The organism is Nocardiopsis sp. NPDC006198, assembly GCF_040613895.1.
Classification (GTDB): domain Bacteria; phylum Actinomycetota; class Actinomycetes; order Streptosporangiales; family Streptosporangiaceae; genus Nocardiopsis; species Nocardiopsis tropica.
Genome location: NZ_JBEXSY010000026.1, coordinates 54,112 through 80,216, shown reverse-complemented (window position 1 = coordinate 80,216; position 26,105 = coordinate 54,112). Strand labels below are relative to the sequence as shown.

The window sequence follows — 26,105 nt, the reverse complement described above, 5'->3', positions numbered from 1 at the left end:
GGCTTGCATCTCTTCCAGGTATGCCATGGGTCACACGACCCCCCGGGGGCGGCGCCGGTTCGGCGGCGCCCCCGTCAGATGACCAAGGGAGAACCACCCCCATGCCGAGACCAGACCCCAGGGTCCGCCGCCACCTGGCCGCGGCGGCCGCGGCCGGAACCGTCCTCCTCGTCGCCTCCGGGTGCGGATTCCTCAGCGGCGAGGGCGGCGGCGGGACGGTCGACACCTCCGACCTCGACTGCTCCCCCTACGAGCAGTGGGCCGACACCGGGGGCACCGTCGACGTCTACGCCTCCATCCGCGACATGGAGGGCGACCTCCTGGAGGAGTCCTGGGCCGAGTTCGCCGCCTGCACCGGGATCACCGTCCAGTACGAGGGAAGCGGGGAGTTCGAGGCCCAGCTGCCCATCCGCCTCGACGGCGGCAACGCCCCCGACCTGGCCTTCATCCCCCAGCCCGGCCTGCTCCAGCGAGCCGCCGCCGACGGCCACGCCGTCCCGGTCTCCGACGGTGTCCGCGAGAACGTCGAGGCCGGCTGGAGCGAGGACTGGCAGGGCTACGCCACCGTCGACGGCGACCTCTACGGCTCCCCCCTGGGCGCCAACATGAAGTCGATGGTCTGGTACTCGCCGACGTACTTCGCCGACAACGGCCACGAGATCCCCCAGACGTGGGACGAGATGCTCGAACTCAGCGACACCATCGCCGAGTCCGGCACCAAGCCGTGGTGCGTGGGCTTCGAGTCCGGCGACGCCACCGGCTGGCCCGGCACCGACTGGATCGAGAACGCGCTCCTGCGCACCTCGGGCACCGACGCCTACCACGAGTGGATCGCCCACGACATCCCCTTCGACGCGCCCGAGGTCGAGGAGGCCTTCGACCTGGCCGACGGGATCATCCGCAACGAGGACTACGTCAACGGCACCTTCGGCGGCGTGGACAGCATCGCCGTCACGTCCTTCCAGGAGGCCGGGCTCCCGCTGCTCGACGGCGGCTGCGCCATGTACCTGATGGGCTCGTTCTACGGCGCCCAGTTCGAGGACGACGTCGAGGTCGGCGAGGACGGCGACGTCTACGGGTTCGTCCTGCCCCCCATGGAGGCGGGCACGGAGGTGCCCATCATGGGCGGCGGCGAGTTCGTCGTGGCCTTCGACGACCGGCCCGAGGTCGTGGCCATGCACGAGTACCTGTCCTCCGGCGACTTCGCGAACAGCCGCGCCTCCCTGGGCTCGTGGGTCTCCGCCCACCAGGACCTGGACCCGGCCAACCTGGCCGACCCCACGGACCAGTTCACCGCCGAGGTCCTCAACGACCCCGACACCGTCTTCCACTTCGACGCCAGCGACGCGATGCCCTCGTCCGTCGGTACCAACGTGTTCTGGACCGGCATCATCGACTGGATCACCGGCAGCTCCACCGGAGACGTCCTGGAGACCGTCGAGTCCGCCTGGCCGTAACCCCCTCCCCCACCCCCGCACGGGGTCCGGCACGGTCCCGCCGGACCCCGTCACACCTCCTGGTACCGACAAGGGGTCTCCATGGAGTACTCGTTCCTGTCCGAGCTTCCCAAGATCGTGTGGATGCTCATCGGGATCGCCTCCTTCCTGGCCGCCATCGGGCTCCTGCTCGTCCTCGTGGACGTGCCCCGGACCCGGCGCGACCGCTGGCAGGCGTTCCTCTTCCTCGCGCCGGCGCTGGTCCTCCTCGTCGGAGGCCTGGTCTACCCGGCGCTGCGCACCACCGTGCTGTCCTTCCACGACCGCTCCGGGGAGGAGTTCGTGGGCCTGGCCAACTACGTGTGGATGTTCCAGCGCCCGGAGATCCTCCTCGTCCTGCGCAACACCCTCCTGTGGGTGGTGTTCGCCCCCGTCCTGGCCACCGCCATCGGCCTGCTCTACGCGGTGCTCATCGACCGCTCCCGGTTCGAGTCGGTCGCCAAGTCCCTCGTGTTCATGCCGATGGCGATCTCGTTCGTCGGCGCGAGCATCATCTGGCGGTTCGTCTTCGCCTACCGGCCCGCCGACCAGGAGCAGTACGGCCTGTTCAACCAGATCGTCGTGTGGCTGGGCGGCGAACCGCGGCTGTGGCTTCTCGAACAGCCCCTCAACACCTTCCTGCTGATCCTGGTGCTGATCTGGGTCCAGGCCGGGTTCGCGATGGTCGTGCTGTCCGCGGCCATCAAGGCCATCCCCTCCGAGACGGTCGAGGCCGCGCGCATCGACGGCGCGGGCGCGTGGCAGCTGTTCACCCGGATCACCCTGCCCTCGGTGTGGCCGACCGTGCTGGTCGTGCTCGTCACCATCACCGTCCAGACCCTGAAGGTCTTCGACATCGTCCGCACCATGACCGGCGGCAACTACGGCACCAGCGTGATCGCGAACGAGATGTACAGCCAGGCCTTCCAACAGGGACAGACCGGCCAGGGGTCCGCGCTCGCGGTGTTCCTCTTCGTCCTGGTCGTCCCGCTGGTGGTGCTGCAGATCCGCCGCACCCGCAAGGCGAGGGAGCTCTCATGACCCCGACGAAGAACCCCCCGCGCCCGGGCGGCCCGACGGGCGCCGGAGCGGGGCGCGGCCCCCGGGGCGGTCGGGGGCCCCGGCCCTCCGGCGCCGCCGCCCGGGTGCGCCGCAGGCTCAGCGGCTCGGCCGCGGGCCTGGCCGCGCTCGTGATCGCGGTGGTGTGGACGGTGCCCACGGCGGGCCTGCTCATCTCCTCGTTCCGCCCGGCCGAGCAGATCCGCACGACCGGGTGGTGGACGTTCCTGTCCTCCCCCGACGTGACCCTGGACAACTACCGCGACGTGCTGTTCGGCTCCGCGAACGACGGACGGCTCGCCAGCCACCTGGTGAACTCGTTCGTCATCACCCTCCCCTCCACGGTGTTCGTGCTGGGCGTGGCCGCGCTCGCCGCGTACGCGCTGGCGTGGATCGACTTCCGCGGCCGGGACTGGCTCTTCCTGGGCATCTTCGCCCTCCAGATCGTCCCGTTGCAGATGTCACTGGTGCCGATGCTGCGGTTCTTCTCGCAGGGGGTCGCGGTCGGCGGCGTCCAGGTGCTGCCCGCGTGGGAGCTGACCGGGGCGATGGCGTTCACGAACGTGTGGGTGGCGCACGCGGTCTTCGGGCTGCCGCTGGGCGTGTTCCTGCTGCACAACTTCATCTCGCAGCTGCCGAGGTCGCTGTTCGAGGCGGCCAGGGTGGACGGGGCGGGCCACGGCCGGATCTTCCTGCGGATCGTGCTCCCGCTCATCACCCCGGCCCTGGTCTCGCTGGGGATCTTCCAGTTCCTGTGGGTGTGGAACGACCTGCTGGTGGCCCTGATCTTCACCGGCGGGGACACGGCGACCGCGCCGCTGACCGTCCGGCTCGCGGAGCTGGCCGGAACGCGCGGGGAGGCCTGGCACCGGCTCACCGCGGGCGCCTTCGTGTCGATGGTCGTGCCGCTGACCGTGTTCTTCCTGCTCCAGCGCTACTTCGTGCGCGGCCTGCTCGCGGGCAGCGTCAAGGGCTGACGGGCGCCGCGGCCCCGCGGGCACCGTCCGCGGGGGCGGTGCCCGCGGGGCCGCGGCTGCCCGGGCTCCGGCCCTCAGCCGCCCCGCAGGGCGGCCCGCGCCGTCTCCAGGGTCGTCGTCCGGTAGGCGGCTCCGAACAGGCACACGTGCACGAGCAGCGGGTGCAGCTGGTGCAGGGCGACGCGGGAGCGCCACCCGTCGGCCAGGGGCGCCACCTCGTTGTAGGCGTCCCTCACCCGTTCCAGGTAGGGCAGCCCGAACAGCGCGAGCATGGCGAGGTCGGCCTCCCGGTGCCCCCCGTGGGCCGCCGGGTCGATCAGCACCGCGTCCCGGGCCCCCCACAGCACGTTGCCGCTCCACAGGTCTCCGTGGATGCGGGAGGGCGGCTCGGGGTCGCCCGCCAGGTCCGCGACCGAGTCCACGACCTTCTCCACGGTGCGGCCGTCCCCGGGGGTGAGCCCGCCCTGGTCGAGGGCCTGGCGCAGGTAGGGGCGGAGCCGCTGCTCGGCGTAGAAGCGCGGCCAGTCGTAGGAGGGGGTGTTGTCCAGGGGGAGGGGGCCCACGTAGCCCGGCCAGTCGGCCCCGAAGCGGTCGGCGCCGGTGAGGTGGGTGCCCGCGAGCCTGCGGCCCAGGCGCTCGGCCGCGCCGGCGGTGGGCTCGCACTGCTCGACCCACGGGAGGACGAGCAGGCGGTCGTCCCAGGCCATGACCTCGATGGCGGGCGAACCGAAGGCGCGCCCCAGCCAGTCGAGCCCGCGAGCCTCGGCGACGAGCACACCGCTGGCCGGGGCTCCCCTCACCAGGGACTTGACGAAGAGGCGGGTGCCGTCGGTGAGCTCGGCGAAGGAGATCTCCCAGTCGTGGCTGCTGCCCGCGCGGGCGGCGCGCCCGACCTCCCTGCCGAGCAGGGTGGCCAGGCGCTCGGCCATGGTGCCGTGGACGGGGTCCCGGCGGCGGCCCTCCCGGGGCCCCTCGCCGTCGTCCCCGCCGAAGGCACACACGATCGGTTCCCCCTCCACCCGCGCTACCCCCGCAGCCGGGTGACGAGCTCGCTCGTGAGGCCCTTGGCCGCGGCCTCCACCATGTTGAGGACGGCGGTGAAACCGTCGTCGCCGCCATAGTAGGGGTCGGGCACCTCCGGGTTGGGACCGCCGCCGGGCGCGAAGGACCGGTAGAGCCGCAGCCGCGACATGTCGAAGCCGTGCTCGTCGCCGTACTCGTCGACGAAGCGCCTGACCTCGTCGAGGTTGTCCAGGTCCATGGCCAGGACCAGGTCGCGTGTGGCCAGGTCGGACGGGTCGAACTGGCGGGCGGTGTGGTGGGTCAGGTAGCCGTGCACGCGCAGCGTGGACGCGGCGCGCGGGTCCATCTCGCCGCCCACGTGCCAGTGGCCGGTGCCGGAGCTGTCGACCTCGACGAGGTCTCCCAGTCCGGCGCGTTCGAGGTCGGCGGTGAGGACCTTCTCCGCCATGGGCGACCGGCAGATGTTGCCCAGGCACACCACACTGACACGGTAGGGACCGGCGGGATCACGGGGTTCCGGCAAGCTCATGCCCCAACCGTAACGAAAAACGGGTGCCGCCACCCGCTCCCCCTCCAGCGCGTCCGCTCCGTCCCCCGGTGTCACCCCTTGGGCAGGCGCACCACGGTGACGAAGAAGTCGTCGATCTGGCGGACCACCTTGATGAACTGGTCGAAGTCCACCGGCTTGGGCACGTAGGCATTGGCGTGCAGGCGGTAGCTCCGCAGCACGTCCTCCTCGGCCTCGGAGGTGGTGAGCACCACGACGGGGATGTGCGCGAGGTCCTCGTCGTTCTTGACCTCCTCCAGCACCTCCCGGCCGTCCTTGCGGGGCAGGTTGAGGTCGAGGAGGATCAGGTGCGGACGGGGCGCGTCGGCGAACTCCCCCTCGCGGCGGAGGAACCGGAGGGCCTCGACGCCGTCGGAGACCACGTGCAGGCGGTTGCCCAGCTTGTGTTCCTCGAACGCCTCCTTGGTCATCAGGACGTCCCCTGGATCGTCCTCGACCAGCAGCACCTCGATGGGATGCACCAACATGACCTCGCTCAAACTTCCAGACCCCTGACTCAGGGCCCCACCCCGTGGTCGGGGGGAACCGTACCGCCACCGGCGGCGGGCGGGGCGGGTCGCCCGTCCCCGGACATGTCGTCCGCGTCCGTGCTCTCCGCTCCGGTGTCGCCGTCGCCCGTGGGCTGTCGTGCGGCCGTCGGCACCGAGGCCTCGGGGGTGTCGGCCTCGGCGTCCTCGGTGCCCTCGTCTCCGATATCGACGGGAACGCCTCCGACGGTTCCCCTCTCCGGGGCCGCCGTGTCGTCCTCGTGTTCGGAATCCGCGGGCAAGGACCAGCATATGCGGGTTCCGGTCTGCCCGGAGTCGCCTTCGCCGGAGGTTTCGGCCCCCTCAGGGCTCCCGGACCCGGTGTCGAGCCAGATCCTGCCCCCGTGGAACTCCACGATCTTCTTGCACATGGCCAGGCCGATGCCGGTGCCCGTGTACTTCTCCCTCGTATGCAACCGCTGGAAGATCACGAAGATGCGCTCGGCGTACTGCGGTTCGATCCCGATCCCGTTGTCGGCGCAGCAGAACACCCACTCGTCGCCCTGCCGCTCCACGCCGAGGTGGACCCGCGGGTCCTCGTCGCCGCGGAACTTGACCGCGTTGCCCACCAGGTTGAAGAACACCTGCGTGAGCAGGGTGCGGTCGCCCTGCACGGTCGGCATCGGATCCCAGGTGACCTCGGCGCCCACCTCCTCCAGGCGGGTGGACAGGCTGCTCAGGGCGTCGTCCAGGGCGGCGTCCAGGTTGACCGAGGCGAAGTTCCTGGTCCGCCCGACGCGGGAGAACGCCAACAGGTCGTTGATGAGGGTCTGCATGCGCTTGGCGCCCTCGACGGCGAAGTCGATGTAGGAGTCGGCCCGTTCGTCGAGCTGCCCCTGGTAGCGGCGCTGGAGCAGCTGGCAGAAGCTCGCCACCTTGCGCAGCGGCTCCTGGAGGTCGTGGGAGGCGACGTAGGCGAACTGCTCCAGCTCCAGGTTGGAGCGGCGCAGCTCCTCGGTCTGGTGCTCCAGCAGCGTGGACTGCTCCTGGAGCTTGCGCCGCGCGGACGCCACCTCGTCCAGGTCCTGGACGATGCGCTCGCGCATGGAGTCGACGTCCCGGCCCAGCCGGACGATCTCCGGCGGCCCGTGCAGGGAGATGCGGTGGGCGTAGTAGCCCTCCGAGACCTGGCGCATGTGCCCGGCCAGTTCGTCCAGGGGACGCAGCACCCACTGCTGCAGCATCACCCACAGGAACACCGACAGGAAGACCACGACCAGCCCCACCAGCACCAGGAGGGCGACGACCTGCTGGGTGGCCAGGGTCAGCCCCTCCCGAGCCTGGTCGATCTCGCTCTGGAGCTGCTGGGTCGTGGCGTCGGCGATCCGGGACAGGTCGAGAAACAGCATGCGGCCGCGCTGGAGGTCCTCCCGGGAGATCTCCTGGCCGCTGCTCACCTGCTCCAGCGCGGGCTCGGCGAACTCGTCGGTCCACAGCCGCCCCGCGGCGAGCAGGTCCTCGACGTTGGACTCGACCTCCGGATTCTCCTCGGCCAGCTCGGAGAGGGCCGCCTGGTTCTCCGCCAGCGTCAGCTGGGAGGCGATGTAGGGCTCCAGGAAGTCCCGGTCCTGAGTGAGGATGTAGCCGCGCAGGGCGTGGTCCTGGCTCAGGTAGGACGAGTGGGTCTGGTCGACGGAGCTGACCGCCGGGGTCAGGGAGTCCACCTGGAGGGCGAGGTTGTCGCGGGCGTTGAGGGCGGCCAGCGTGATGACGGACACGGCCACGACCAGGACGACGGCGACGACCGTCAGGAGGCTGGTGACCCGGCGGCGCAGGCTCCACGACTCGTGGGCCGGGCGCGAGCGCTCCCGGTCGGCCCCGTTGACGAACTGGCCGCCGCCGATCGAGACGCCTCCGGGCAGGCCGGTGCCGTGGTCCGTCCCCGGTCCCTCCGTCGTGTCGGTGTCCATGGCCGTTCCCTCCCGGGTCGGGCTCACTCCAACTCTCCGTGGGTGATGAGCAGCATCGCCACGTCGTCCTGGAGCGGGCCGCCGTTGCTGCGTTCCGCCTCGTCCACCAGGTGTTCCGGCAGTCGGGCCAGTGAGACGCCCTGCCCCAGGACTCCGGTGACCATCCGGCGCAGGCCCGCGACCTCCAGGCGCTCGGGCGGGCCGCCGTCGTAGGCGTCCACGAGGCCGTCGGTGTAGAAGAGCACGCTCGCCCCGACGGGCAGGACGACCTCGTCCGTGGCCGTCTCCTCCACCGGGAAGACGCCCAGCGGGGGCTGCGGGGTGACCCGTGTCTCCTCGACCGCGCCGTCCTGGACGATCATGGGCGGCGGGTGTCCCAGGACGCGGAGCCTGACCCGGTCGTCGCCGGTGTCCAGGCTCGCCATGCACAGCGTCGCGTACATCTCCTCCTGGGCGCGTTCGCTGACCAGGATGGCCTCCAGGTTGGGCAGCACCCTGGCCTCGTCGACCCCGCCCATGATGAGGGCGCGCCACGCGATGCGCAGGCTGACCCCGAGGGCGGCCTCGTCGGGGCCGTGCCCGCTCACGTCGCCGATGACGACGTGGGTGGTGCCGTCCTTCTCGACCGCGTCGTAGAAGTCGCCGCCGACCAGGGCGCGCTTGCGGCCGGGCCGGTAGTAGGCGCGGTGGCTGAGCGGCGAGCGCTGGAGCAGGACCTGGGGCAGCAGGCCGCGTTCGAGGCGCATGTTCTCCCGGGCGCGGATGCGCGCCTCGCGGAGCTGCCGTGCGCCCTCGTCGGCGCGGCGGCGCTCCAGGGAGTAGCGGAGGCTGCGGCCGAGCAGGGAGCCGTCGACCTGCCCCTTGACGAGGTAGTCCTGGGCTCCGGCCGCGACCGCGGCGACGCCCTCGTGCTCGTCGTCGAGCCCGGTGAAGACCACGACGGCGGCGGCCGGCGCGCCCTCCAGGATCTCGCGGAGGAGCTCCAGGCCGTGGGCGTCGGGCAGGTTCAGGTCGAGCAGGACGCAGCCGCGGAAGCCCTCCAGGTGCTCACGCGCGTCCGCCAGGGTGGAGACCCAGGTGATGCGGGTGTTCAGGGCTGTGTCGGCGAGCAGTTCCTCGGCGAGGAAGGCGTCGCCCGCGTCGTCTTCGACAAGCAGGACGTCAAGCGATTCGACGGTGGCCTCCACCCGGTCGTTGAGGACGGCGTCGTCGCCCAGGGAGGCGCCGCCGTGGGGGGCAGCGCCGTTGGCGGGAGCGGCCTGTGCCGCCCCCTCACCGATCACCGTCCGGGGATCGTGCCCTGTTCTCCTGGTATCCACTCATCGCCTCTGGTCTGCCGGACCGCGGGTGCCTGCCCCGCACGGCGCGCCGAGGAGATCCCTCGGTGCTTCCCGGCGGTTCGGACCACACGACACACAAACGATAATCGCCCCGGCGACCTGTTGACCAGCAGGCGTAACGAGACACATCCGACGCCGACGGCCGGAACCGCCCCCGGGGCGGCCTCCCGGGGGTCTGCGTCCCGCGTCCCGGGCGCCCGGTGCGACGCCGCCCCCACAACCACGCAGAACCGGCATATGCGCATGCAAGGGCACGTGCAGGACATGACCGCGCGACGCCGGGACCCCTTGCGGCGCGGGGGTGCGGGAACGGGGAGGGGCGGGCCCGGGAGCACGGGCGGCACACCGGCGGATTTTTTCACGACGACCCGTCATATCCGTCTTGACAGCCCCTCCCACCTAAATGACATGATGTCATAAAGTTTCCGACACGGAAGGCGGACAGCGCAGATGAGCGCAACGGCCGAGGCCCCCTCGACGGCCGCACCCGGCTCGCCCGAGCTGTTCTCCGAACGGCTCAAGGCCGCGACGTGGAACGACCACCGGGCCGCCGAGGACCACGGGTTCACCCGGGCCCTCCTCGACGGCTCCCTCCCCCTGGCCGGCTACACCGAGATGGTCGCCCAGCACTACTTCGCCTACGCCGCGCTGGAGGAGGTCGGCCGGAGGCTGTCGGACGACCCCGTCGCCGGAAGGTTCCACCACCCCGAGCTCGAACGGCTTCCCGCGCTCGTCCGCGACCTGGAGCACCTGCTCGGCCCCGACTGGCGCGAGCGGATCTCGCCGGGTCCGGCCACCCGCACCTACGCGGCGCGGATCGAGCAGATGGCCGGCCACCCCGAGGGGTTCGTCGCCCACCACTACACGCGCTACATGGGCGACGTGTCCGGCGGGCAGTTCATCCGCCGCGCCGCCGCCGGGGCCTACGGCCTGTCCGACGGGGCGGGCGTCGCCTTCTACGTCTTCGACGCGCTCGGCAGCCTTCCCCGGTTCCGTGCCGGGTACCGCGAGCGCCTCGACTCCCTCGACCTGGACGAGGCGGCCGCCGCGCGCCTCGTGGCCGAGACCCGGCTCGCCTACCAGCTCAACACCGAGGTGTTCGCCGACCTGGGCCGCGTCCACGCCCCGGCCGCCTGAGGGGCCGCCCGCCGCCGGCCCCGGACTCCCGGCCATGCCGGTCCGGCCCCCGGACGTGCCACCATAGGGGGATGCCCAAGATCACGGCGCCGACCATCGCCGCCCACCGTGCCCGCACACGGGAGCGCATCATGGAGGCCGTCGACCACCTGATCCGGAGCCAGGGGATCGACCGCGTCTCCATGACCGACGTTGCCAACTCCGCCGGCATCACGCGCACCGCCCTGTACAACTACTTCCCGGACAAGCCCGCACTGCTCCTCGCCTTCACCGAGCAGGTCAACAGCGCGTTCGTGGAGCGGTACAGGCGCGAGCTCCCCTCGGGCGTGTCCGCCGCCCGGAGGCTGTCGGCGTTCGTCCGCCTCCAGCTGGAGGGGATCATGGCGCACCCGCACCCGCCGGCCGCCGAACTCGGCGCCAGCCTCGGCCCCGACGCCTACCAGGCGCTCGCCGACCACGTCGCCCCCATGCACCGCCTGCTGACCGAGATCCTGGAGGAGGGGACGTCCGCCGGCGAGTTCGAGCCCCTGCCCGCGGAGCCCGTCGCTCGCCTCACCCTGTCGATGGTCGGCTCCCAGCGCCTCCCGCTCGTGAGCGGCGAGATCGACCTGGACGAGACCCACGCCCTTGTCACGCGGTTCGTTCTCCGCGCCCTCGGGGTGGAGCCCGAAACCATCGACACCGTCCTCCCGAAACCCTCCCCCGGAATCACGCAGAGCGAGAGCCTGTAATCACTGAGTCATAAGGGCTGGTCCGTAAGAGGAGCCTGGACAGGGAGCGGTCGAAACAGACTCGCCACGGCATCTCGGCATCGGTAAGAATCGGTCACCCGCCCGCCCCTCGCGGGCGGGCGGCCCTCCGACCGAGAGCGAGGCCCCGACGTGTCACTCGTCCTGCTCGCCGTCGGCACCGTCCTGGTGTCGATCGCGCTCTTCAACAAGCTGCCCCACTACGTGCCCGGACGGCTCCCGGCCCCCGGGGCCGGCCGCGCCGCCGCCGAGGGGCCCCTGGCCACCGCACGCCGCGCGGGGACCGCTCCACGCGTCCGCCTGGAGTCGGCCCGGCTCACCGAGCAGGGCAAGGCACTGCTGGCCACGCTCGGGGGCAGCGCCCTGATCGTGGCCTTCTTCCTCACCCTGTCCGGCCTCTGAGCGCCTCCCGGGCCGCCACGGCCCGGCGGGCGATCGCGGAGCCCGTCGCCCGGCTGCCCGCCATGCGCACGAGCAGGCCCCCCGCGGCGGTGGCGGCGATGCCGCCCGTCACGGCCGCCGCCGTGGCCAGCCGCTCCCGGAAGCGGGTGTCGCGCTGGGCGGCCAGCTCCGCGATCGCCCGGTCGGTGGCGCCGAAGGCCCCGCCGCAGAGCAGGGCGTCCAGCTCCCGGGGCCTCCAGTCCGCCCGCCATGGGCTCAGCGGCGCCAGGCCGCCCGGCACCGAGGCCGTGCGCGGCTTCCAGCGGACCGGCTCGACCACGCCCCACGGTCCCCGCACCGGCGCGGCCTCCGGCACGGCCAGGGTCCGGGGCGCGGGCCCGTTGTAGCGCAGCTCCCCCGGAGCGTTGGCGATCATCTCCGCCAGGAGCTTGGCGCAGGCACGGGCGTCGCCCAGCGCCGTGTGCTGGCCGGTCGGCCAGTCTCCCCCGAGCCGGAAGGACGCCTTGGGCAGCGAGTACCGGTCGAGGTCGATCTGGGAGCGCAGCGCGCGGAGCGTGCACAGCCCGGACTGCCCCGTCGGCAGCCCCGCGGGCACCAGCTCCGAGCCGAGGAAGCGCAGCTCGAAGTCGAGGTTGTGGCTGACCACGACCGCCCCCGAGAGCAGCTCCGCCAGCCGGGGCACGACCTGGGCGATGACGGGGGCGCCGACGGTGTCCCCCTCGCCGATCCCGTGGAACTCCCGGCCGCCCACCTCCGCACGCGGGTCCACGAGGGTGCTGAACTCCTCGACGACCTTGCCGTCGCCCCGGACCCGCACGACCGCGATCTCCACGATGCGCGCGCCCTCGCGCGGTTCGAGGCCCGTCGTCTCCATGTCGAGTACCGCGTACTCCAGGTCCGCCGCCCGCATTCCGACCCTGCGCCGGGTCAGCGCGCCCATCCGCAGCGTTCCCATCGTGTGCCCCACTCCTTCGTCGCGCCGTGCCACAGGCCGTTTCTCCTGGTGCGTACCGGCATCGACCTTACTCCCCGCGTCCGACAGCGAACCCCCAGCACGCGTCGTCCGGGCAGATCGTGTCAGGGGACACGGCCGGAGCCCGGGCCGAGCCCCTGCTCCGCGTCCCGCCGGCCGGCTCCGGGCGCCCGGGCCGCCGGGGCCCGGCCGCACCGGGGCGAGCCGGGCCCGGCCACCTGGACACACGGAAGAAAGGGGGGTTATGTAACGTTCTTACGCGTGTCCGCCCGCCGGAGGACACCCCGCGCCCACCGAACCTCACCGTCGAGGAGAGCCCGCATGCCCCAGAGCCCGCTGCCCGAGTACGTCCCCCTGGCGGAGGTCGTCCGGTCCGGTATGCGCGAGAGCGTCCACTACGGCGCGGTCGTCGGGCTGACGGCGTCCGGCGAGATCGCCTACGCCCGCGGCCCGGTGCACCAGCCCATGTTCCCGCGCTCCTCCGCCAAGCCCTTCCAGGCCCTGGCGTCGCTGCGCGCGGGCGCCCCCCTCGCCGGCCGCTCCCTCGCCATCGCGGCCGGCAGCCACGGCGGAGAGGACTTCCACGCGGACGAGGCCAGGAGCATCCTCGCGGCCGCGGGCCTCACCCCCGACGCCCTCGGCTGCCCGCCTGCGGCCCCGGGTGGCTCCGGGGCCCGCACCGCGTTCGTCCGCGCCGGGCGCGAGCCCGAGCGCCTGCTCATGAACTGCTCGGGCAAGCACGCCGCCATGCTGGCCGCGTGCGTCGCCCGCGGGTGGAGCACCGGCGACTACCTCGACCCGGACCACCCCCTCCAGGTGCTCGTCCGCGAGACCACGGAGGAGGTGTGCGGCGAGGAGGTCGCGCACACCGCCGTGGACGGCTGCGGTGCGCCCCAGCTCGCCGTGACCCTGGTCGGGCTGGCCCGCGGCCTGTGGCGGATGCGCACCGCGCCCGGGGGCAGCCGCGAGCGGGCCGTCCTGGACGCGATGAGCGCCCACCCCGAGTACGTGTCGGGCCCCGGCCGCGTGGACACCGACCTGATGACCCGGATGCCGGGCCTGGTCTCCAAGATCGGCGCCGACGGCGTCCTGGTGCTCGGCGCGGCCACGGGCGAGACCGTCGCCGTCAAGATCAGCGACGGGGACGCGGAGGAGCGGGCGCGTACCCTGGTCGCACTCGACGCGCTGCGGACCCTCGGCGTGGACGTCTCCCCCGTCCAGGACCGGCTGCGCGTGGACGTCCACGGCGGTGGCGCCCCCGTCGGCGAGGTCCGCCCACTCTGACGCCCCCTCCCCGGGGAGGGACCACCGAAAGGCACAGCACCGTGCGGGACACCCTGAACGAGATAGTCGTCGTCGGCGCCGGGATGGCGGGGCTGCACGCGGCCGAGGCGCTGCGCGCACAAGGGTTCGAGGGGCGGCTGACGCTCCTCGGCGAGGAGGCGCACCGCCCCTACTCGCGCCCGCCCCTGTCCAAGGAGGTGCTGACCGGCATCGGCATGGACCCCTCCGGCGGGGGGCCCGGGTGGCTGGCGGGCCACCGCGCCCTGCGCCTGCGCGACGACGCGGCCGTCGACGCCCTCGACCTGGACCTCCGCACGGGCACCCGGGCGGTGGCCCTGGACCCCGCGGCCCGCGAGGTGACCGTCTCCGGTCCGGGCGGCGCCGCCGGGACCGTGCGCTACGACGGCCTGGTCATCGCCACGGGGGCGCGGGCCCGGCGCCCGGACACCGACCTGGCGGGGGTCCACGTGCTGCGCACGCTCGACGACGCCGAGGCGGTGCGCGCGGCGTTCGCCCCGGGGGGCCGCCTCGTGGTGGTCGGCGCGGGCTTCGTCGGCGCGGAGGTCACCGCGAGCGCCCGCGCCGCGGGCATGGACGTGACCCTGGTGGAGGCGGCGGCGACGCCGCTGACCCGCGTGGTGCACCCGCGGATCGGCCGCCTCCTGACCGAGCTGCACCGGGAGAACGGGGTCGACGTGCGCCTCGGCGCCGGCGTGGCCGGGTTCGAGGGGGACGGCCGGGTGGAGAGGGTCCGGCTGACCGACGGCAGCGCCGTGGAGGCGTCGCTGGTGGTCGCCGGGATCGGCGTGCACCTGAACACCGAGTGGCTGCGCGGGTCGGGGGTGGAGCTGCTCGCCGACGGGGCGGTCGCGTGCGACCGGTACTCGGCGACGGCGGTGCCGGACGTGTACGCGGTCGGCGACCTCGCGAACTGGCCGCACCCCCGCTACGGCGGCCGGATCCGGCTGGAGCACTGGACCAACGCGGGCGAGCAGGGTGAGGCCGCGGCCCGCAACCTGCTCGCCGGGGAGGGGCGCACGCCCTTCACCCCCGTGCCCTACTTCTGGTCGGACCAATACAAGATGAAGCTCCAGCTGCTGGGACAGGGAGCACCGGCGGATCAGGTCACCTTCGTGCACGGTTCACCGGAGGACCGAAAGTTCGTGGCCTTCCTCGGCCGGGGCGGCATGCTCACCGGCGTGCTGGGGCTGCGCTCCACGCCCCGGACGATGCGCTACCGCGGGCTGTTGGAGAAGCCGACGACGTGGGACGAGGCCCTGGCCGCGGCGGGGGTCACTCCAGCACGGTGATGGCCCGCTTGGGGCACAGCCGCTCGGCACGGCGGACGCCGTCGTGGGACCCGGCGGCGGGCTCCTCCGTCAGCAGGTACAGGAAGTCGTCGTCGCGGATCTCGAACACCTCCGGCGCCGCGCCCATGCACAGGGCGTTGCTCTCGCACTGGTCGTAGTCGACCTCGACTCGCATGCTCGTGTGCCCCTCGCGTGGTCGGTCGCAGGACCCGAGCCTAAGCCACTTCCCCCGGCCGGGGCAGGGCCTTGTCACCACAGGGACCGAGGGGATTCGCCCATTCGACCCGATCCAGAACTTGATGACACAAGTCGGGCATTCGGTGAACCATGGACACCGTCCGGCTGTCCAACTGTCACGACAGCACGGGCCGTCCGGGCCGTCGTGGAGAGGGGTGGCATGCCGAGCGAACACACGGCCGACGGGGGCGCGCAGGGTCCCGGCGGAGGCTCCGGGCACGGTCCCTCCGCCGGGGCCCTGCGCGGGCCCGGGGACACGGCCGGACACGCCGGGACGGACGGCCGCCCGGGCCGGCCCGGGGACACGACCCACCCGCACCCGCCGCACCAGGCCCACCAGGCGTATCCGGCTCACCAGGCGTACGGCCCGTACCCCGCCCGTGACCGGCAGAGCTACGCGCAGCTGTACCAGCAGGACTTCTGGGGGGCCAGGCCCCGGATCCCCCTGCCCGAGGCGCCCGTGTGGCTCCCCCTCGCGCTCCTCGGCGTGGGCGTGGTGGCGGCCTTCCTGGCGACGCTCGACCGCCCGGGGCTCGGCATCGTGATCACGGGGGCGGTCGCGGGCCTGACCGCCCTGACGGCGCTGATGGTGCGTCCCCCCATCCCGGACGGCGCCCCCGGCGGGGCGGACGGCCGCGACGAGGGGCCGGACGGGAACGCCTCCCGGGCGCGCCCGGAGGCGGACGCCCCCGCCGCGCGGGAGGCGGACGGGGCACGGGCTCCCGGGACCGGCAACGCGGTCCCCGGCGGGGAGGGCGGGAGCCCCCGCTCCGGGGAGACGCGTCCCGACGCCTCCGGCTCCGGGGGCACCGAATCCGGGCATGACGGTTCCGGGCACGCGGACACCGGGTGTGCGGGGCCGGGGTCTTCCGAAGGACCGGGTCCGGAGCACGCGCAGGAGACCGGGGACACCCCCGCGGCGGGGACGACCGGCGCCGCGGAGGAGGCCGAGGACGCACAGGAGACCGGCGTCGTGCAGGCACCGGAGGACGCGGACGCGCAGGAGGACGGCTCCGCCGTCGCGGCGGGGACGACCGGCGCAGCACAGGAGGCCGGGGACGCCCGAGAGACCGGGGACGCAGAGGCACAGGAGACCGGCGCCGCGCAGACACAGGCGGACGCGGACGCCCGGCAGGACGGGGCGGAGCAGCACACGGCCGCCGACCCGTCCGGCCCCGGGCCCACCCGCACCGGAACGCCGGACGCCCCGGCGCCGGCCCCCGACACCGGCGCCGCCGGACCGGCGGCCCCGCCCGCCCCCGCCACCGCCCGCGGCGGGGACGCCGACGAGCCGCGTCCCGACCGCTACGCCCACGCCTGGTCGGCGGGCTACGGCGTGATCGCCGCCGCGCTGCTCCTCACGGCGGCCCTGCGCGACGCGGGCTGGGTACTGTTCTGGACGCTCACCTCGTCCTTCTTCTTCGCCTCGCTCGCGTTCTCCGTACGCAACCCCTCCTCGCGCGAGGGCGCGGTCGGGGTCGTCAGCGGCTCGCTCGGCCTGTTCCGCAACCTGCCCTCCACCCCCCTGTTCCTGGTGGGCCCCCTGCGCAGCGGCCGCGGACGGCGCCTGGCCGGCCCCGTCCTGCTCACCACGCTCGTCACCGGCGCGCTCCTGCTCGTCTTCGGCCTGCTGTTCTCCTTCGCCGACGCGGTCTTCGCGAGCTACATCGCGCGGTTGTTCGAGGGGGCGTTCTCGGGGAGCACGTTCTTCGACGGGTTCTCCCGGCTGTTCGCGATGCTGGCGGCCGTCCTGTTCACCGGATCCGCCGTCCTGGCCGCCAGGCGCCGCCGCGCCCCGGGGGACGCACCCGCCCGGCCCGCCGGGGCCGGGCCCGCCTCCCCCTCGCTGCCCGTCTGGGTGTGGACCATCCCGCTCGGCGCGCTGGTCGCCCTGTTCACCGCGTTCCTCGGGGTGCAGGCCGTCGCCATGTTCGGCGGCGACGACCACGTCCAGCGGGTCGCCGGGGTCACCTACGCCGAGTACGCGCGCCAGGGCTTCTTCCAGCTGGTGGTCGTCAGCCTGCTGGTGCTGTGCGTCATCGCGGTCGCCGTGTACGTCCTGCCGTCCCGGCCCGCGGCCACCCGGACACTGCGCAACGCCCTGCTCGGGCTCCTGTGCGTGCTCACCCTGGTCATCCTCGCCTCGGCGATGATGCGGCTCCAGCTCTACATCGACACCTTCGGCCTGACACGGCTGCGGATCAGCGCCGAGGCGTGGATCGTGTGGAGCGCCGGGGTGTTCGGACTGGTGATCGCGGCCGGGATCCTCAACACCCTGGGCCGCCGCGCCGCCTGGCTGCCCCGGGGCACCGCGGCCCTGGCCGGCGTCGCCCTGGCGGTGTTCGCCTACGGGAACCCCGACCTGCGCATCGCGGAGAGCCACCACGACCTGGAGCTGACACAGGTCGACACGTGGTACCTGAGGGACCTGTCCGCCGACGCCCTGCCCGCCCTGGTGGAGCTGGAGGGCGGTGACCGCGCGTGCGCCCTGAGCGGGATCGCGTACCGCCTGGACGACGCCGGGGAGGAGGGCCTCGCCTCGTGGAACCTGTCGCGGCACCGGGGCCGCGCGCAGCTCGCACAGTTCGCGCAGACCGGCCCCGCCGACGGCGTCACGGCCCAGGAGGGCCCCTGCCGGGCCCTCTACTGAGCGCGGGTCCGGGGCCGGAACCCCGTCACGGGGCCCCGGGGCCGGAGCCGGCCGCCCGGGGCCCCGTGACGGGCGCCCCGGGCTCCGGGCTCACTCTCCGGCGAAGCGGTCGGTCGCCTCGACGAGGCGGTCGAGGATGCCCGGCTCGCTGAAGGCGTGACCGGCGTCGTCCACGATGTGGAACTCCGCTTCGGGCCACGCCTTGTGCAGGTCGTAGGCGGTGCGCACCGGCGTGCACACGTCGTACCGGCCCTGCACGATCACGCCGGGGATGTGCCGGATCGCTTCGGCCCCGTCCACGAGCTGGTTCGGCTCCAGGAACCCCTTGTTGACGAAGTAGTGGTTCTCGATACGGGCGAACGCCAGCGCGTACTCCTCGTCCGCGTGGTGCTCCCGCAGGGACGGGTCGGGCACCAGCGTCACCGTGGACCCCTCCCACACGCTCCACGCGCGGGCCGCCTCCAGCCGGACCTCCCGGTCGGGGGAGGCCAGGCGCCGCGCGTAGGCGGCGACGAGGTCGTCGCGCTCCTCCTCCGGGATCGGCGCCAGGTAGGACTCCCACAGGTCCGGGAAGAGGTTCGAGGCGCCCTCCTGGTAGAACCAGCGCAGCTCCTCGTCCCGGAGCGTGAAGATGCCGCGGACCACGAGCTCGCTGACGCGCTCCGGGTGCTTCTGCGCGTACGCCAGTGCCAGGCAGCTCCCCCACGAGCCGCCGAAGACCTGCCAGCTCTGCGCGCCGATCATCTCGCGCAGGCGCTCCATGTCCTCCACCAGCGCCCACGTGGTGTTGGTGGACAGGTCGGTGTCCATCTGGCCGGCGTGCGGCGTGGAGCGACCGCAGTTGCGCTGGTCGAACAGCAGGATCCGGTACCGTGCCGGGTCGAACAGCCGCCGGTGGTCGGGGACGCAGCCGCCGCCGGGCCCGCCGTGCAGGAACACCACGGGCTTGCCCTCGGGGTTGCCGCACAGCTCCCAGTAGACGCGGTGTCCGTCGCCGACGTCGAGCATGCCCGAGTCGTACGGCTCGATGGGCGGGTACAGAGTGCGCAAGGCGTGAGCCCTTTCCTGTATGCGGCCTCCCGCCGGGGTCCCGGCGGGAGCTGGGGATGGTGTGCGGGGGCGCGCCGGGAGCTCCGGCCGCGCCCGCGGGCGGACCGCGGCGGAGCGCGCCTGGCCGGCCCGCCCACCGCCGCCCCGGGCCCGGCCGGTCCCGGGGCGCCGGAACGCGGTCAGAGCCGGTCGAGGAGCTGCGCCTTCTTCGCGCTGAACTCCTCGTCGGTGAGCAGCCCCTCGGAGTGGAGGCGCCCGAGTTCGCGGATCGTGGCGAAGACCGCCTCGCCTCCGCCGTCGTCGGCCTGGGGGCCGGCGCCGGCGCCCAGGGCCGCGGGCCCCTCCCCCGGTACGTCCGCGGCCCGGATGTGGGCGTTGAGGGTGGCCGCCATCAGCAGCGTCTCCTCGCTGCCCTTCGTCCCGTGCGAGGCCAGGGTGAAGAAGTCGTTCGCGAGCTCGGTCGCCCCCGGGAGGGTGACGCCGCGCAGCACGATCCGCAGGTGGCCCTCGGTGACGTCCACGGGGGGCCGCCACTCCGCCTCCAGGACCTCGGACAGCCGGTAGTCGCGGGCCTTCTCCTTCTCCTTGGCCGTGCTGGCCAGCCAGCCGTCCCACTGCAGGCGCACCCGGGCGCCGTCGAAGGACGCCGAGCCCTCCGCGGTGCGGACCTGGAGAGGGGGCTTGCCGACCAGTCCCAGGGCGACCTGCCGGGGGTCGAGCTCCCCGGCGAGGGTCTCCCCGGCGTAGCGGGCCGAGGAGGCGATCTGCTCGGAGAGGTACTCCGCGACGAGCTCCGTGTCGTGGGGGCCGGTGAGCAGCAGCGGGGTGGAGGAGTCCCGGCCGGGGAACCCCAGGGCCGCGTACGGGTCGGCGCCGTCCGCGAGCCCGAGGCGCAGGCGCCACCCGTGCTTGCGGTCGCCCCGGTCGAAATCCACCTCGCGGACGGCCGCCAACGGCACCGTGCAGCTTCCCAGGGACTTGAGCAGCGTGGGGACCTTGCGGCCGGACTCGAAACGGATGCGGACCGTCTCGTCGTCGATCCGCCAGGTTCCGTGGTGTCCGCGCAGTTCCTCCATGTCCACACATCCTAGAGCCAGCCGGGGCGCCCCCAGGGGAGGCGTCGGGGGCGCGCATCCCGGGTAGGACCAGCGGGGCACACCCGTTCCACCGCCCTCTCCGGGCGGAGTCCGCGGACAGTGCGGTCGGCGCCCTGTCCCTGAACCGGAGGTCGCCAGACATGTCGAGAGAGATGGCCGCCGAGGGCGCCGCGGAGTTCCGTGCCGCACGGGACCTGCTCCTGGCGCACCGCACGGACCAGGAGGCCGCCCACCGCGAGTTCACCTGGCCCAGACCGGACGTGTTCAACTGGGCGCTGGACTACTTCGACGAGGTCGCCGAGCGGCGCCCGGACCGGACCGCCCTGTGGATCGTGGAGGACGACGGCAGCGAGGCCAAGTACACCTACCGCCACCTGTCGGAGCGCTCGAACCAGGTGGCGAACTGGCTGCTCGGCCAGGGCGTCCGCGCCGGCGACCGGATCATGGTGATGCTCGGCAACCAGGTGGAGCTGTGGGAGACCACCCTGGCGGCGGTCAAGCTCGGGGCGGTCGTCACGCCGACGGCCACCGCCCTGTCCGAGGGCGACCTGGTGGACAGGCTGGAGCGGGGAGAGATCGCGCACGTGGTCTGCTCGGTCGCCGAGACCGATAAGTTCGCGCAGCTCAGAGGCCACTGGACGCGGATCTGCGTGGGGTACATGGACGGGTGGCTGAGCTACGCCGACTCCGAGCACGCCGCCCTGGAGTTCCACCCCCCTCACCACGCCGGCCCGGACGACCCGCTCCTGCTGTACTTCACGTCCGGGACGACGTCGCGGCCCAAGCTGGTCACCCACACGCAGCGGTCCTATCCCGTGGGCCACCTGTCCACCATGTACTGGCTGGGCGTCCGCCCCGGCGACATCCACCTCAACGTGTCCTCCCCCGGGTGGGGCAAGCACGCCTACAGCAGCGTGTTCGGGCCGTGGAACGCCGAGGCGACGGTCCTGGTCGTCAACCAGGAGCGGTTCGACCCCGGACGGCTGCTCGACGAGGTGGTGCGCTGCGGCGTGGACACCCTGTGCGCACCGCCCACCGTGTGGCGGATGCTCGTCCAGGCCGACCCGGCCGGGTGGAAGGTGGGGCTGCGCGAGGCGCTGTCCGCCGGCGAGCCGCTCAACCCCGAGGTGGTCGACCGGGTGCGGGAGGCATGGGGGCTGACCGTCCGCGACGGGTTCGGCCAGACCGAGACGACGCTGGTCATCGGCAACGGGCCTGGCCAGGAGGTCCTCCCCGGGTCGATGGGGCGGCCCATGCCCGGCTACGACATCGTGCTGGCCGACCCGGTCACCGACGAGCCGTCCGACACCGGGCAGATCTGCGTGGACACGACCCGGAGTCCCGTCGGGGTCATGAAGGGGTACGACGACGACCCGGCCCTCACCCGGGAACTGACCCGCCGGGGGCGCTATCGCACCGGTGACATCGCGAGCCGGGATTCGACCGGGCACATTACCTATATCGGTCGGATCGACGATGTTTTCAAGGCCTCGGATTACCGCATCTCACCCTTTGAACTCGAAAGCGTCCTGCTCGAGCACGAATACGTGGCCGAGGCCGCGGTGGTGCCCTCGCCGGATCCGCTGCGCCTGTCGGTCGCCAAGGCGTACGTGACCCCGGCCGAGGGGGCGCCGCCCGACGCGGCCACGGCGCGGGCCATCCTGCTCCACGCCCGCACGCGGCTGTCGCCGTACAAGAGGGTCCGCCGCCTGGAGTTCGCCGACCTGCCCAAGTCCGTGTCCGGTAAGATCCGCCGCGTGCAGCTGCGCGCGGCGGAGTCCGAACGCGGCGCGGTCGTCGACGGCACCCGCAATCCGCACGAGTTCTGGGAGGAGGACCTCCCGGGCCTGAAGGACTGAGCCCCCGGGCCCGGACGGCGGTTCCGTCCGCCATTGCCGCGGATTTCCACGGGAATGGCGTCCTACATCGCGAGACACCCGATTTCCCCCCTCGGCGGGTGTGGCGTTTCCCATCCCGTGACCGGTGCCGGTGTTCCGGATCGACGCCTCCCCGCACGCACGGCCGCGCTAGTGTTTTCGTGGCGACAGCGTGACAGCAGTGCGATACATGGACAGACGGGACCAAGGGGAACTACACGATGCCGAGCACCAACGACACACGGGTGGCGAGTTACAAGCCGCTCATCGCCCCCCGGGACCTGCTCGCAGAACTCCCGCTGGGCCCGGACCGCAGCGCCCTGGTGGAGGAGTCCCGCGCCGAGGTCAAGCGCGTCCTGGACGGTGAGGACGACCGGCTCCTGGTCGTCGTCGGCCCCTGCTCGGTGCACGACCCCGAGTCCGCCCTGGACTACGCCCGCCGGCTGGCCGAGCTGGTGCCGTCCCTGCGCGACGACCTGTGCGTGGTGATGCGCGTGTACTTCGAGAAGCCGCGCACCACCGTCGGCTGGAAGGGCCTCATCAACGACCCGCACCTGGACGACACCTACGACGTCCACCACGGCCTGCGCACCGCCCGCAAGCTCCTCCTCGACATCAACTCCCTCGGCCTGCCCGCCGGGACCGAGTTCCTCGACCCCATCACCCCGCAGTACATCGCCGACGTCGTCTCCTGGGGGGCCATCGGCGCCCGCACCACGGAGAGCCAGGTGCACCGCCAGCTCAGCAGCGGCCTGAGCACCCCCGTGGGCTTCAAGAACGGCACGGACGGCGACGTGCAGGTCGCGGTGGACGCGGTCGGCGCGGCCTCCGCCTCGCACACCTTCTTCGGCGTCGACCCGGCCGGGGCCGGGTCGGTCGTCGTCACGGAGGGGAACCCGGACTGCCACGTGATCCTGCGCGGCGGCCGCAGCGGCCCCAACTTCGACACGGAGCCGGTCGGGGCCGCCCTCGACGTCATCGAGAACGCGGGCCTGCCCCGGCGCCTCATGATCGACGCCAGCCACGCCAACAGCGGCAAGGACCACAAGCGCCAGCCGGGCGTGGCCTCCGCGATCGCGGCCCAGGTCGCCGCGGGCCAGAAGGGCGTCATCGGCGTCATGCTGGAGAGCTTCATCGTCGAGGGCGCCCAGAAGCTCGGCGACCCCGCCGACCTCACCTACGGCCAGTCGATCACCGACAAGTGCATGGGGTGGGAGACCACCGGCGAGGTGCTGAACCAGCTCGCCGAGGCCGTGCGCAAGCGCCGCGAGAACGCCGCCTGACGCACCCGGGGCGCCCCGGGTCGGGGCGCCCGTCCGGGGCGGACGGGCCCGGCGGACGCCGTCCGCGGACGCGGCCGGTTCCGCGGTCGGAACCGGCCGCCGGTCCGGGGCGGACCTCCGGCGCCCGCCCCGCCCCTCTGCTCCGCATGGCGCCCGGGGGCCGCCGGCCGGTCCTCAGGAGGCCCTGATGTCCTTCACGACCCGGCCGCCCTGCACCACCATCACCACGCGCCCCGGGTCCCCGAGCAGGGCGACGTCGGCCAGCGGGTCGCCGTCGCACACGACCAGGTCGGCGAGCTTGCCCGCCTCCACGGTCCCCGCCCGGTCCGCCGTACCGAGCAGTTCGGCGGCGTTGCGGGTGCCCGCCACGATCGCGTCCATGGGGCTCATCCCGACCGACACCAGGTGGCGCAGCTCGTTCAGGTTGCGCCCGTGCTCGGAGATGCCCGCGTCCGTGCCCATGGCGACCCTCACGCCCCGCCGCACGGCCTCGGCGATCCGCTCGAAGGTGCGCTCGGCGAGGGCTCGCTTGGTCTCCACCGCCTTCCTCGTCATCAGGTGGACGCGGTCCTCGAAGTCGAAGGTGGCCAGCGTCGGGACCAGGAAGGTCCCCCGCTCCAGCATCAGGTCGATGCCCTCGTCGTCCACCAGGTAGCCGTGCTCGATGCTGGCCGCCCCGCCCAGGACCGCGTTGCGGATGCCCGCGGCGCCCTGCGCGTGGGCGGCGACCGGCCGACCGCCGTGGCGGGAGGCCTCCTCCACGATGACCGCGATCTCCTCCGTCGTCAGCCCCTCGTCGTCGGGGGTGTCCGACGGGCTCGACACCCCGCCCGTGGCGCACACCTTGATGACGTCCGCGCCGTCGCGCATGAGGCGCCGCGCGGCCACCCGCGCCTCCTGGGGGGAGTCGACGATCTCGGTCACCGACAGCCCGTGCGCGTGGGGGTCGTGGCCCGAGGGGAGCGTGAAGTCGGCATGGCCGCCCGTGTGGCTCATCAGCCGCAGCGCCACACGCATGCGCGGGCCGGGCACGAGCCCGCTCTCCTGCGCGGTGCGGAACCCGGCGTCGGCCCCGCCCAGGTCGCGCACGCCGGTCACGCCCGCCGCCAGGGTGACCCGCATGCGCTCGGCGGTCTCCAGCGCGTGCAGGCTCAGCGGGATGTCGGCGTGGTTGACCGCCAGCGCCCGGCCGTCGGCCACGCCGAGGTGCACATGGGTGTCGATGAACCCGGGCAGGACGGTGCGCCCGCCCAGGGACACGGTCTCCGTCGCCCCGTCGGCCTCCGGGGCCCCGGCCGCGGGGCCGGCGTAGGCGACCGTGCCGTCCTCGACCAGCACGGCGGCGTCGGCGACCGGGCCGGCCCCGGTCCCGTCGATCAGGGTCAGGTCTCGGTACAGGGTCCTGGTGCCGGTCATGACGACTCCTCACGTCGGTGCTGCGCGGCGGCGCCGCGCGGTGCGGTGGTGCGGACGGTGCGCGTCCCCGGCGGGGAGCGCCCGGGACGTGCGGGGCCGGGGCCCGCGGACGCGGGCCCCGGCCGGGCGGTCGGATCAGATGCGCACGTTCATCCCGGGGCCGACGGGGATGCCGCCGAAGTAGAACACGGCCAGCACGCCGATCCACAGGACGGTGAACACGACCGTGAAGGGCAGGCACCGGGCGATCACGGTGCCGATGCCCGCCCTGGGCTCGTAGGCGCGCAGGAACCCCAGCATGATCACCAGGTACGGGCTGAGCGGTGACAGGACGTTCGAGGTCGAGTCGCCGATGCGGAAGGCGGCCTGGATGAACCCGGGCTCGTAGCCGAGCAGCGCGAACATCGGCACGAAGACCGACGCGAGCAGCGCCCACATCGCCGACCCGGAGATGATGAACAGGTTCACCATGAACGCCAGGAGGATGAAGCACAGGATCGCGCCGAAGCCCGTGAACCCGGTCGCCTCCAGTCCCTCGGCCCCCTGGATGGCGATCCAGCTGGACATGTTGGTCCAGTTGAACAGCGCCAGGAACTGCGCCATCACGAAGGCCAGCACGATGAACGGCGACATCTCCTTGACCGTCTGGCCCATCACGAGGGCCAGGTCCGCCCCCTTGCGGATGCTCCCGGTCACGACGCCGTAGGTGACGCCGGGGAGGAGGAGCACCATGAAGACGATGAAGACCACGGAGCTGAGCAGCGGGGACTCCGGCAGGAAGGCGCCGTCCTCGTTGCGCATCGGCGCCCCCGGGGGCAGGCACAGGGCGAGGACCGCCGCGGCGGTCAGCAGCAGAGCCGCCCCGGCCCGGCGCAGGCCGCGCCGCTCGGTGTCGGTGAGGTTCGGGTCCATGACCTTGGCCTCGGACTCCTCGGTCCCCGCCTCGGCCCGGACCTTGTCGCGGGCGATCCCCCGGCGGACCAGGGACGGCTCCAGGACGCGGTCGATCATGAACCCCGCGGCGAAGCTGAGGATCAGCGCGATGGCGAGGGTGATGAAGTAGTTGGAGATCGGGCTGACGTAGGTGCCCAGGCCCAGCGGTTCGGCGGCGGCGTTGGTGACGCCCGAGAGCAGCGCGTCGGTGCTGGTGACGAAGGGGCTGCAGCTGAACGCGGCCGTGGCCGCCGCGTAGGCGCCGAGCAGGCCCGCCACCGGGTGCCGCCCGGCGGCCTTGAACACCATGGCGGCCAGCGGCGGGATGACCACCATGGCCGCGTCGCTCATGATGCTGCCGGAGACCGCGACGAACGAGGCCACGTAGGGCAGCAGCCAGCGGGGGGCGCCGCCGAAGGCGCGCCGCACCAGCGCGGTGAGCAGCCCGGTCCGCTCGGCCACGCCGACACCGAGCAGGACGGTCAGCACGACGCCGAGCGGCGGGAACGACACGAAGTTGGTGACCAGGGACGTGGTCAGCCAGGTGATGCCCTCGGCGGAGAAGAAGCTCCTGACGGGCTGGACGCCGTCCTCGCTCCCGGGCACCTCGACCGTGGCCCCGCTGAGCGACATGACCGTCGACAGGACCGCGATGATCGCGAAGAGGATCAGGAAGAGGACGAAGGGGTCGGGGATCTTGTTGCCGACGCGCTCGATGCCGTCGAGGGAGCGCGCGAGGAGGCCGGGGCGCGCCTGGGCGGTCCCACCGCCGGTCGCGCCCTTCTTCGGGCTCTGCGTGGTCATGGTCACCTCACGGGGGGATGGGGG

Annotated in this window: 22 protein-coding genes; 11 read left to right on the top strand and 11 right to left on the bottom strand. The window is 73.2% G+C overall.

Annotated elements, in window-relative coordinates; genetic code table 11:
• The first annotated feature begins 101 nt into the window (after nt 1-101).
• The 3 genes from ABZ234_RS19210 to ABZ234_RS19200 all read left to right on the top strand — a co-directional run bounded on the left by ABZ234_RS19210 (nt 102) and on the right by ABZ234_RS19200 (nt 3,511).
• On the top strand, nt 102-1,457 hold the full coding sequence (locus tag ABZ234_RS19210) for an ABC transporter substrate-binding protein (RefSeq protein ID WP_267946223.1): 1,356 nt from the start codon (nt 102-104) through the stop codon (nt 1,455-1,457).
• 81 nt (nt 1,458-1,538) lie between these two features.
• Nucleotides 1,539-2,516: a sugar ABC transporter permease gene (locus ABZ234_RS19205; protein WP_267946224.1), complete on the top strand. Its 978-nt coding sequence runs from the start codon at nt 1,539-1,541 to the stop codon at nt 2,514-2,516.
• Nucleotides 2,513-3,511, top strand: coding sequence for a carbohydrate ABC transporter permease (locus ABZ234_RS19200; RefSeq protein WP_267946225.1), 999 nt, complete (start codon nt 2,513-2,515; stop codon nt 3,509-3,511). The genes ABZ234_RS19205 and ABZ234_RS19200 overlap by 4 nt, the downstream gene beginning before the upstream one ends.
• Before the next feature lie 74 nt (nt 3,512-3,585).
• On the opposite strand, the gene ABZ234_RS19195 is transcribed toward ABZ234_RS19200, so the two are convergent.
• From ABZ234_RS19195 to ABZ234_RS19175, 5 genes are all read right to left on the bottom strand, one after another.
• On the bottom strand, nt 3,586-4,530 hold the full coding sequence (locus ABZ234_RS19195) for a fructosamine kinase family protein (RefSeq protein ID WP_355012978.1): 945 nt from the start codon (nt 4,528-4,530) through the stop codon (nt 3,586-3,588).
• A 5-nt stretch (nt 4,531-4,535) separates the two neighbouring features.
• The gene (locus tag ABZ234_RS19190; RefSeq protein ID WP_330159533.1) at nt 4,536-5,063 is read right to left on the bottom strand and encodes a low molecular weight protein-tyrosine-phosphatase; all 528 of its coding nucleotides are present in this window, start codon (nt 5,061-5,063) and stop codon (nt 4,536-4,538) included.
• Between the two features lie 71 nt (nt 5,064-5,134).
• On the bottom strand, nt 5,135-5,569 hold the full coding sequence (locus tag ABZ234_RS19185) for a response regulator (RefSeq protein WP_267946228.1): 435 nt from the start codon (nt 5,567-5,569) through the stop codon (nt 5,135-5,137).
• A gap of 29 nt (nt 5,570-5,598) precedes the next feature.
• Nucleotides 5,599-7,539, bottom strand: coding sequence for an ATP-binding protein (locus ABZ234_RS19180; protein WP_355012977.1), 1,941 nt, complete (start codon nt 7,537-7,539; stop codon nt 5,599-5,601).
• A 23-nt stretch (nt 7,540-7,562) separates the two neighbouring features.
• Nucleotides 7,563-8,822 carry a fused response regulator/phosphatase gene (locus ABZ234_RS19175; protein WP_267946230.1) on the bottom strand — a complete coding sequence of 420 codons (1,260 nt, stop codon included), beginning with the start codon at nt 8,820-8,822 and terminating at the stop codon, nt 7,563-7,565.
• Nucleotides 8,823-9,329: 507 nt separating this feature from the next.
• Between ABZ234_RS19175 and ABZ234_RS19170 the strand changes: the two genes are divergently transcribed.
• The 3 genes from ABZ234_RS19170 (at nt 9,330) to ABZ234_RS19160 (ending at nt 11,167) form a co-directional block, all read left to right on the top strand.
• Nucleotides 9,330-10,016, top strand: a complete 687-nt coding sequence (locus ABZ234_RS19170; protein WP_355012976.1) for a biliverdin-producing heme oxygenase — start codon at nt 9,330-9,332, stop codon at nt 10,014-10,016.
• A 71-nt stretch (nt 10,017-10,087) separates the two neighbouring features.
• Nucleotides 10,088-10,747 (top strand): TetR/AcrR family transcriptional regulator, encoded by a 660-nt coding sequence (locus ABZ234_RS19165; RefSeq protein ID WP_355012975.1) that lies wholly within the window; start codon nt 10,088-10,090, stop codon nt 10,745-10,747.
• Between the two features lie 150 nt (nt 10,748-10,897).
• Nucleotides 10,898-11,167, top strand: coding sequence for a hypothetical protein (locus ABZ234_RS19160; protein WP_267946233.1), 270 nt, complete (start codon nt 10,898-10,900; stop codon nt 11,165-11,167).
• Here ABZ234_RS19160 and ABZ234_RS19155 read toward each other — a convergent pair.
• A complete protein-coding gene (locus tag ABZ234_RS19155; protein WP_267946234.1) occupies nt 11,148-12,122 on the bottom strand; it encodes a 3'-5' exonuclease in 975 nt (324 codons plus the stop codon). The genes ABZ234_RS19160 and ABZ234_RS19155 overlap by 20 nt on opposite strands.
• 339 nt (nt 12,123-12,461) lie before the next feature.
• Here ABZ234_RS19155 and ABZ234_RS19150 point away from each other — a divergent pair, with 339 nt between their 5' ends.
• Nucleotides 12,462-13,424: an asparaginase gene (locus tag ABZ234_RS19150; RefSeq protein WP_355012974.1), complete on the top strand. Its 963-nt coding sequence runs from the start codon at nt 12,462-12,464 to the stop codon at nt 13,422-13,424.
• Nucleotides 13,425-13,465: 41 nt separating this feature from the next.
• Entirely contained in the window at nt 13,466-14,734 is a 1,269-nt protein-coding gene (locus tag ABZ234_RS19145; RefSeq protein WP_355012973.1) for an FAD-dependent oxidoreductase, read from the top strand.
• Here the strand turns inward: ABZ234_RS19145 and ABZ234_RS19140 are convergent.
• The gene (locus ABZ234_RS19140; protein ID WP_355012972.1) at nt 14,718-14,909 is read right to left on the bottom strand and encodes a ferredoxin; all 192 of its coding nucleotides are present in this window, start codon (nt 14,907-14,909) and stop codon (nt 14,718-14,720) included. The two genes, ABZ234_RS19145 and ABZ234_RS19140, sit on opposite strands and share 17 nt — an antisense overlap.
• 222 nt (nt 14,910-15,131) lie before the next feature.
• On the opposite strand from ABZ234_RS19140, the gene ABZ234_RS19135 reads away from it, so the two are divergent.
• The gene (locus tag ABZ234_RS19135; protein ID WP_355012971.1) at nt 15,132-17,621 is read left to right on the top strand and encodes a DUF4153 domain-containing protein; all 2,490 of its coding nucleotides are present in this window, start codon (nt 15,132-15,134) and stop codon (nt 17,619-17,621) included.
• A gap of 90 nt (nt 17,622-17,711) precedes the next feature.
• Here the strand turns inward: ABZ234_RS19135 and pip are convergent, their stop codons facing one another.
• A complete protein-coding gene (pip, locus tag ABZ234_RS19130; protein WP_267946239.1) occupies nt 17,712-18,671 on the bottom strand; it encodes a prolyl aminopeptidase in 960 nt (319 codons plus the stop codon).
• Nucleotides 18,672-18,850: 179 nt separating this feature from the next.
• A complete protein-coding gene (locus ABZ234_RS19125; RefSeq protein ID WP_267946240.1) occupies nt 18,851-19,747 on the bottom strand; it encodes a DUF4429 domain-containing protein in 897 nt (298 codons plus the stop codon).
• A gap of 161 nt (nt 19,748-19,908) precedes the next feature.
• On the opposite strand from ABZ234_RS19125, the gene ABZ234_RS19120 reads away from it, so the two are divergent.
• Together ABZ234_RS19120 and ABZ234_RS19115 are read left to right on the top strand one after the other, a co-directional pair.
• Nucleotides 19,909-21,627 (top strand): AMP-binding protein, encoded by a 1,719-nt coding sequence (locus tag ABZ234_RS19120; protein WP_355012970.1) that lies wholly within the window; start codon nt 19,909-19,911, stop codon nt 21,625-21,627.
• 239 nt (nt 21,628-21,866) lie between these two features.
• A complete protein-coding gene (locus ABZ234_RS19115; protein WP_267946242.1) occupies nt 21,867-22,928 on the top strand; it encodes a 3-deoxy-7-phosphoheptulonate synthase in 1,062 nt (353 codons plus the stop codon).
• 174 nt (nt 22,929-23,102) lie between these two features.
• Here ABZ234_RS19115 and ABZ234_RS19110 read toward each other — a convergent pair whose 3' ends face one another.
• Both ABZ234_RS19110 and ABZ234_RS19105 read right to left on the bottom strand, forming a co-directional pair.
• Nucleotides 23,103-24,344 carry an amidohydrolase family protein gene (locus ABZ234_RS19110; protein ID WP_355012969.1) on the bottom strand — a complete coding sequence of 414 codons (1,242 nt, stop codon included), beginning with the start codon at nt 24,342-24,344 and terminating at the stop codon, nt 23,103-23,105.
• 135 nt (nt 24,345-24,479) lie between these two features.
• Nucleotides 24,480-26,081 carry an AbgT family transporter gene (locus ABZ234_RS19105; protein ID WP_267946244.1) on the bottom strand — a complete coding sequence of 534 codons (1,602 nt, stop codon included), beginning with the start codon at nt 26,079-26,081 and terminating at the stop codon, nt 24,480-24,482.
• Between the last annotated feature and the right edge of the window lie 24 nt (nt 26,082-26,105).

Bases quoted from the DNA above. Each gene is read 5' to 3' on its own strand.
- ABZ234_RS19170 (WP_355012976.1), top strand. From the start codon at position 9,330: ATGAGCGCAACGGCCGAGGCCCCCTCGACGGCCGCACCCGGCTCGCCC.
- ABZ234_RS19140 (WP_355012972.1), bottom strand. From the start codon at position 14,909: ATGCGAGTCGAGGTCGACTACGACCAGTGCGAGAGCAACGCCCTGTGC.
- ABZ234_RS19110 (WP_355012969.1), bottom strand. From the start codon at position 24,344: ATGACCGGCACCAGGACCCTGTACCGAGACCTGACCCTGATCGACGGG.
- ABZ234_RS19185 (WP_267946228.1), bottom strand. From the start codon at position 5,569: ATGTTGGTGCATCCCATCGAGGTGCTGCTGGTCGAGGACGATCCAGGG.
- ABZ234_RS19190 (WP_330159533.1), bottom strand. From the start codon at position 5,063: ATGAGCTTGCCGGAACCCCGTGATCCCGCCGGTCCCTACCGTGTCAGT.
- ABZ234_RS19115 (WP_267946242.1), top strand. From the start codon at position 21,867: ATGCCGAGCACCAACGACACACGGGTGGCGAGTTACAAGCCGCTCATC.
- ABZ234_RS19120 (WP_355012970.1), top strand. From the start codon at position 19,909: ATGTCGAGAGAGATGGCCGCCGAGGGCGCCGCGGAGTTCCGTGCCGCA.
- ABZ234_RS19150 (WP_355012974.1), top strand. From the start codon at position 12,462: ATGCCCCAGAGCCCGCTGCCCGAGTACGTCCCCCTGGCGGAGGTCGTC.
- ABZ234_RS19125 (WP_267946240.1), bottom strand. From the start codon at position 19,747: ATGGAGGAACTGCGCGGACACCACGGAACCTGGCGGATCGACGACGAG.
- ABZ234_RS19165 (WP_355012975.1), top strand. From the start codon at position 10,088: ATGCCCAAGATCACGGCGCCGACCATCGCCGCCCACCGTGCCCGCACA.
- ABZ234_RS19180 (WP_355012977.1), bottom strand. From the start codon at position 7,539: ATGGACACCGACACGACGGAGGGACCGGGGACGGACCACGGCACCGGC.
- ABZ234_RS19200 (WP_267946225.1), top strand. From the start codon at position 2,513: ATGACCCCGACGAAGAACCCCCCGCGCCCGGGCGGCCCGACGGGCGCC.
- ABZ234_RS19210 (WP_267946223.1), top strand. From the start codon at position 102: ATGCCGAGACCAGACCCCAGGGTCCGCCGCCACCTGGCCGCGGCGGCC.
- ABZ234_RS19205 (WP_267946224.1), top strand. From the start codon at position 1,539: ATGGAGTACTCGTTCCTGTCCGAGCTTCCCAAGATCGTGTGGATGCTC.
- ABZ234_RS19105 (WP_267946244.1), bottom strand. From the start codon at position 26,081: ATGACCACGCAGAGCCCGAAGAAGGGCGCGACCGGCGGTGGGACCGCC.
- ABZ234_RS19155 (WP_267946234.1), bottom strand. From the start codon at position 12,122: ATGGGAACGCTGCGGATGGGCGCGCTGACCCGGCGCAGGGTCGGAATG.
- ABZ234_RS19135 (WP_355012971.1), top strand. From the start codon at position 15,132: ATGCCGAGCGAACACACGGCCGACGGGGGCGCGCAGGGTCCCGGCGGA.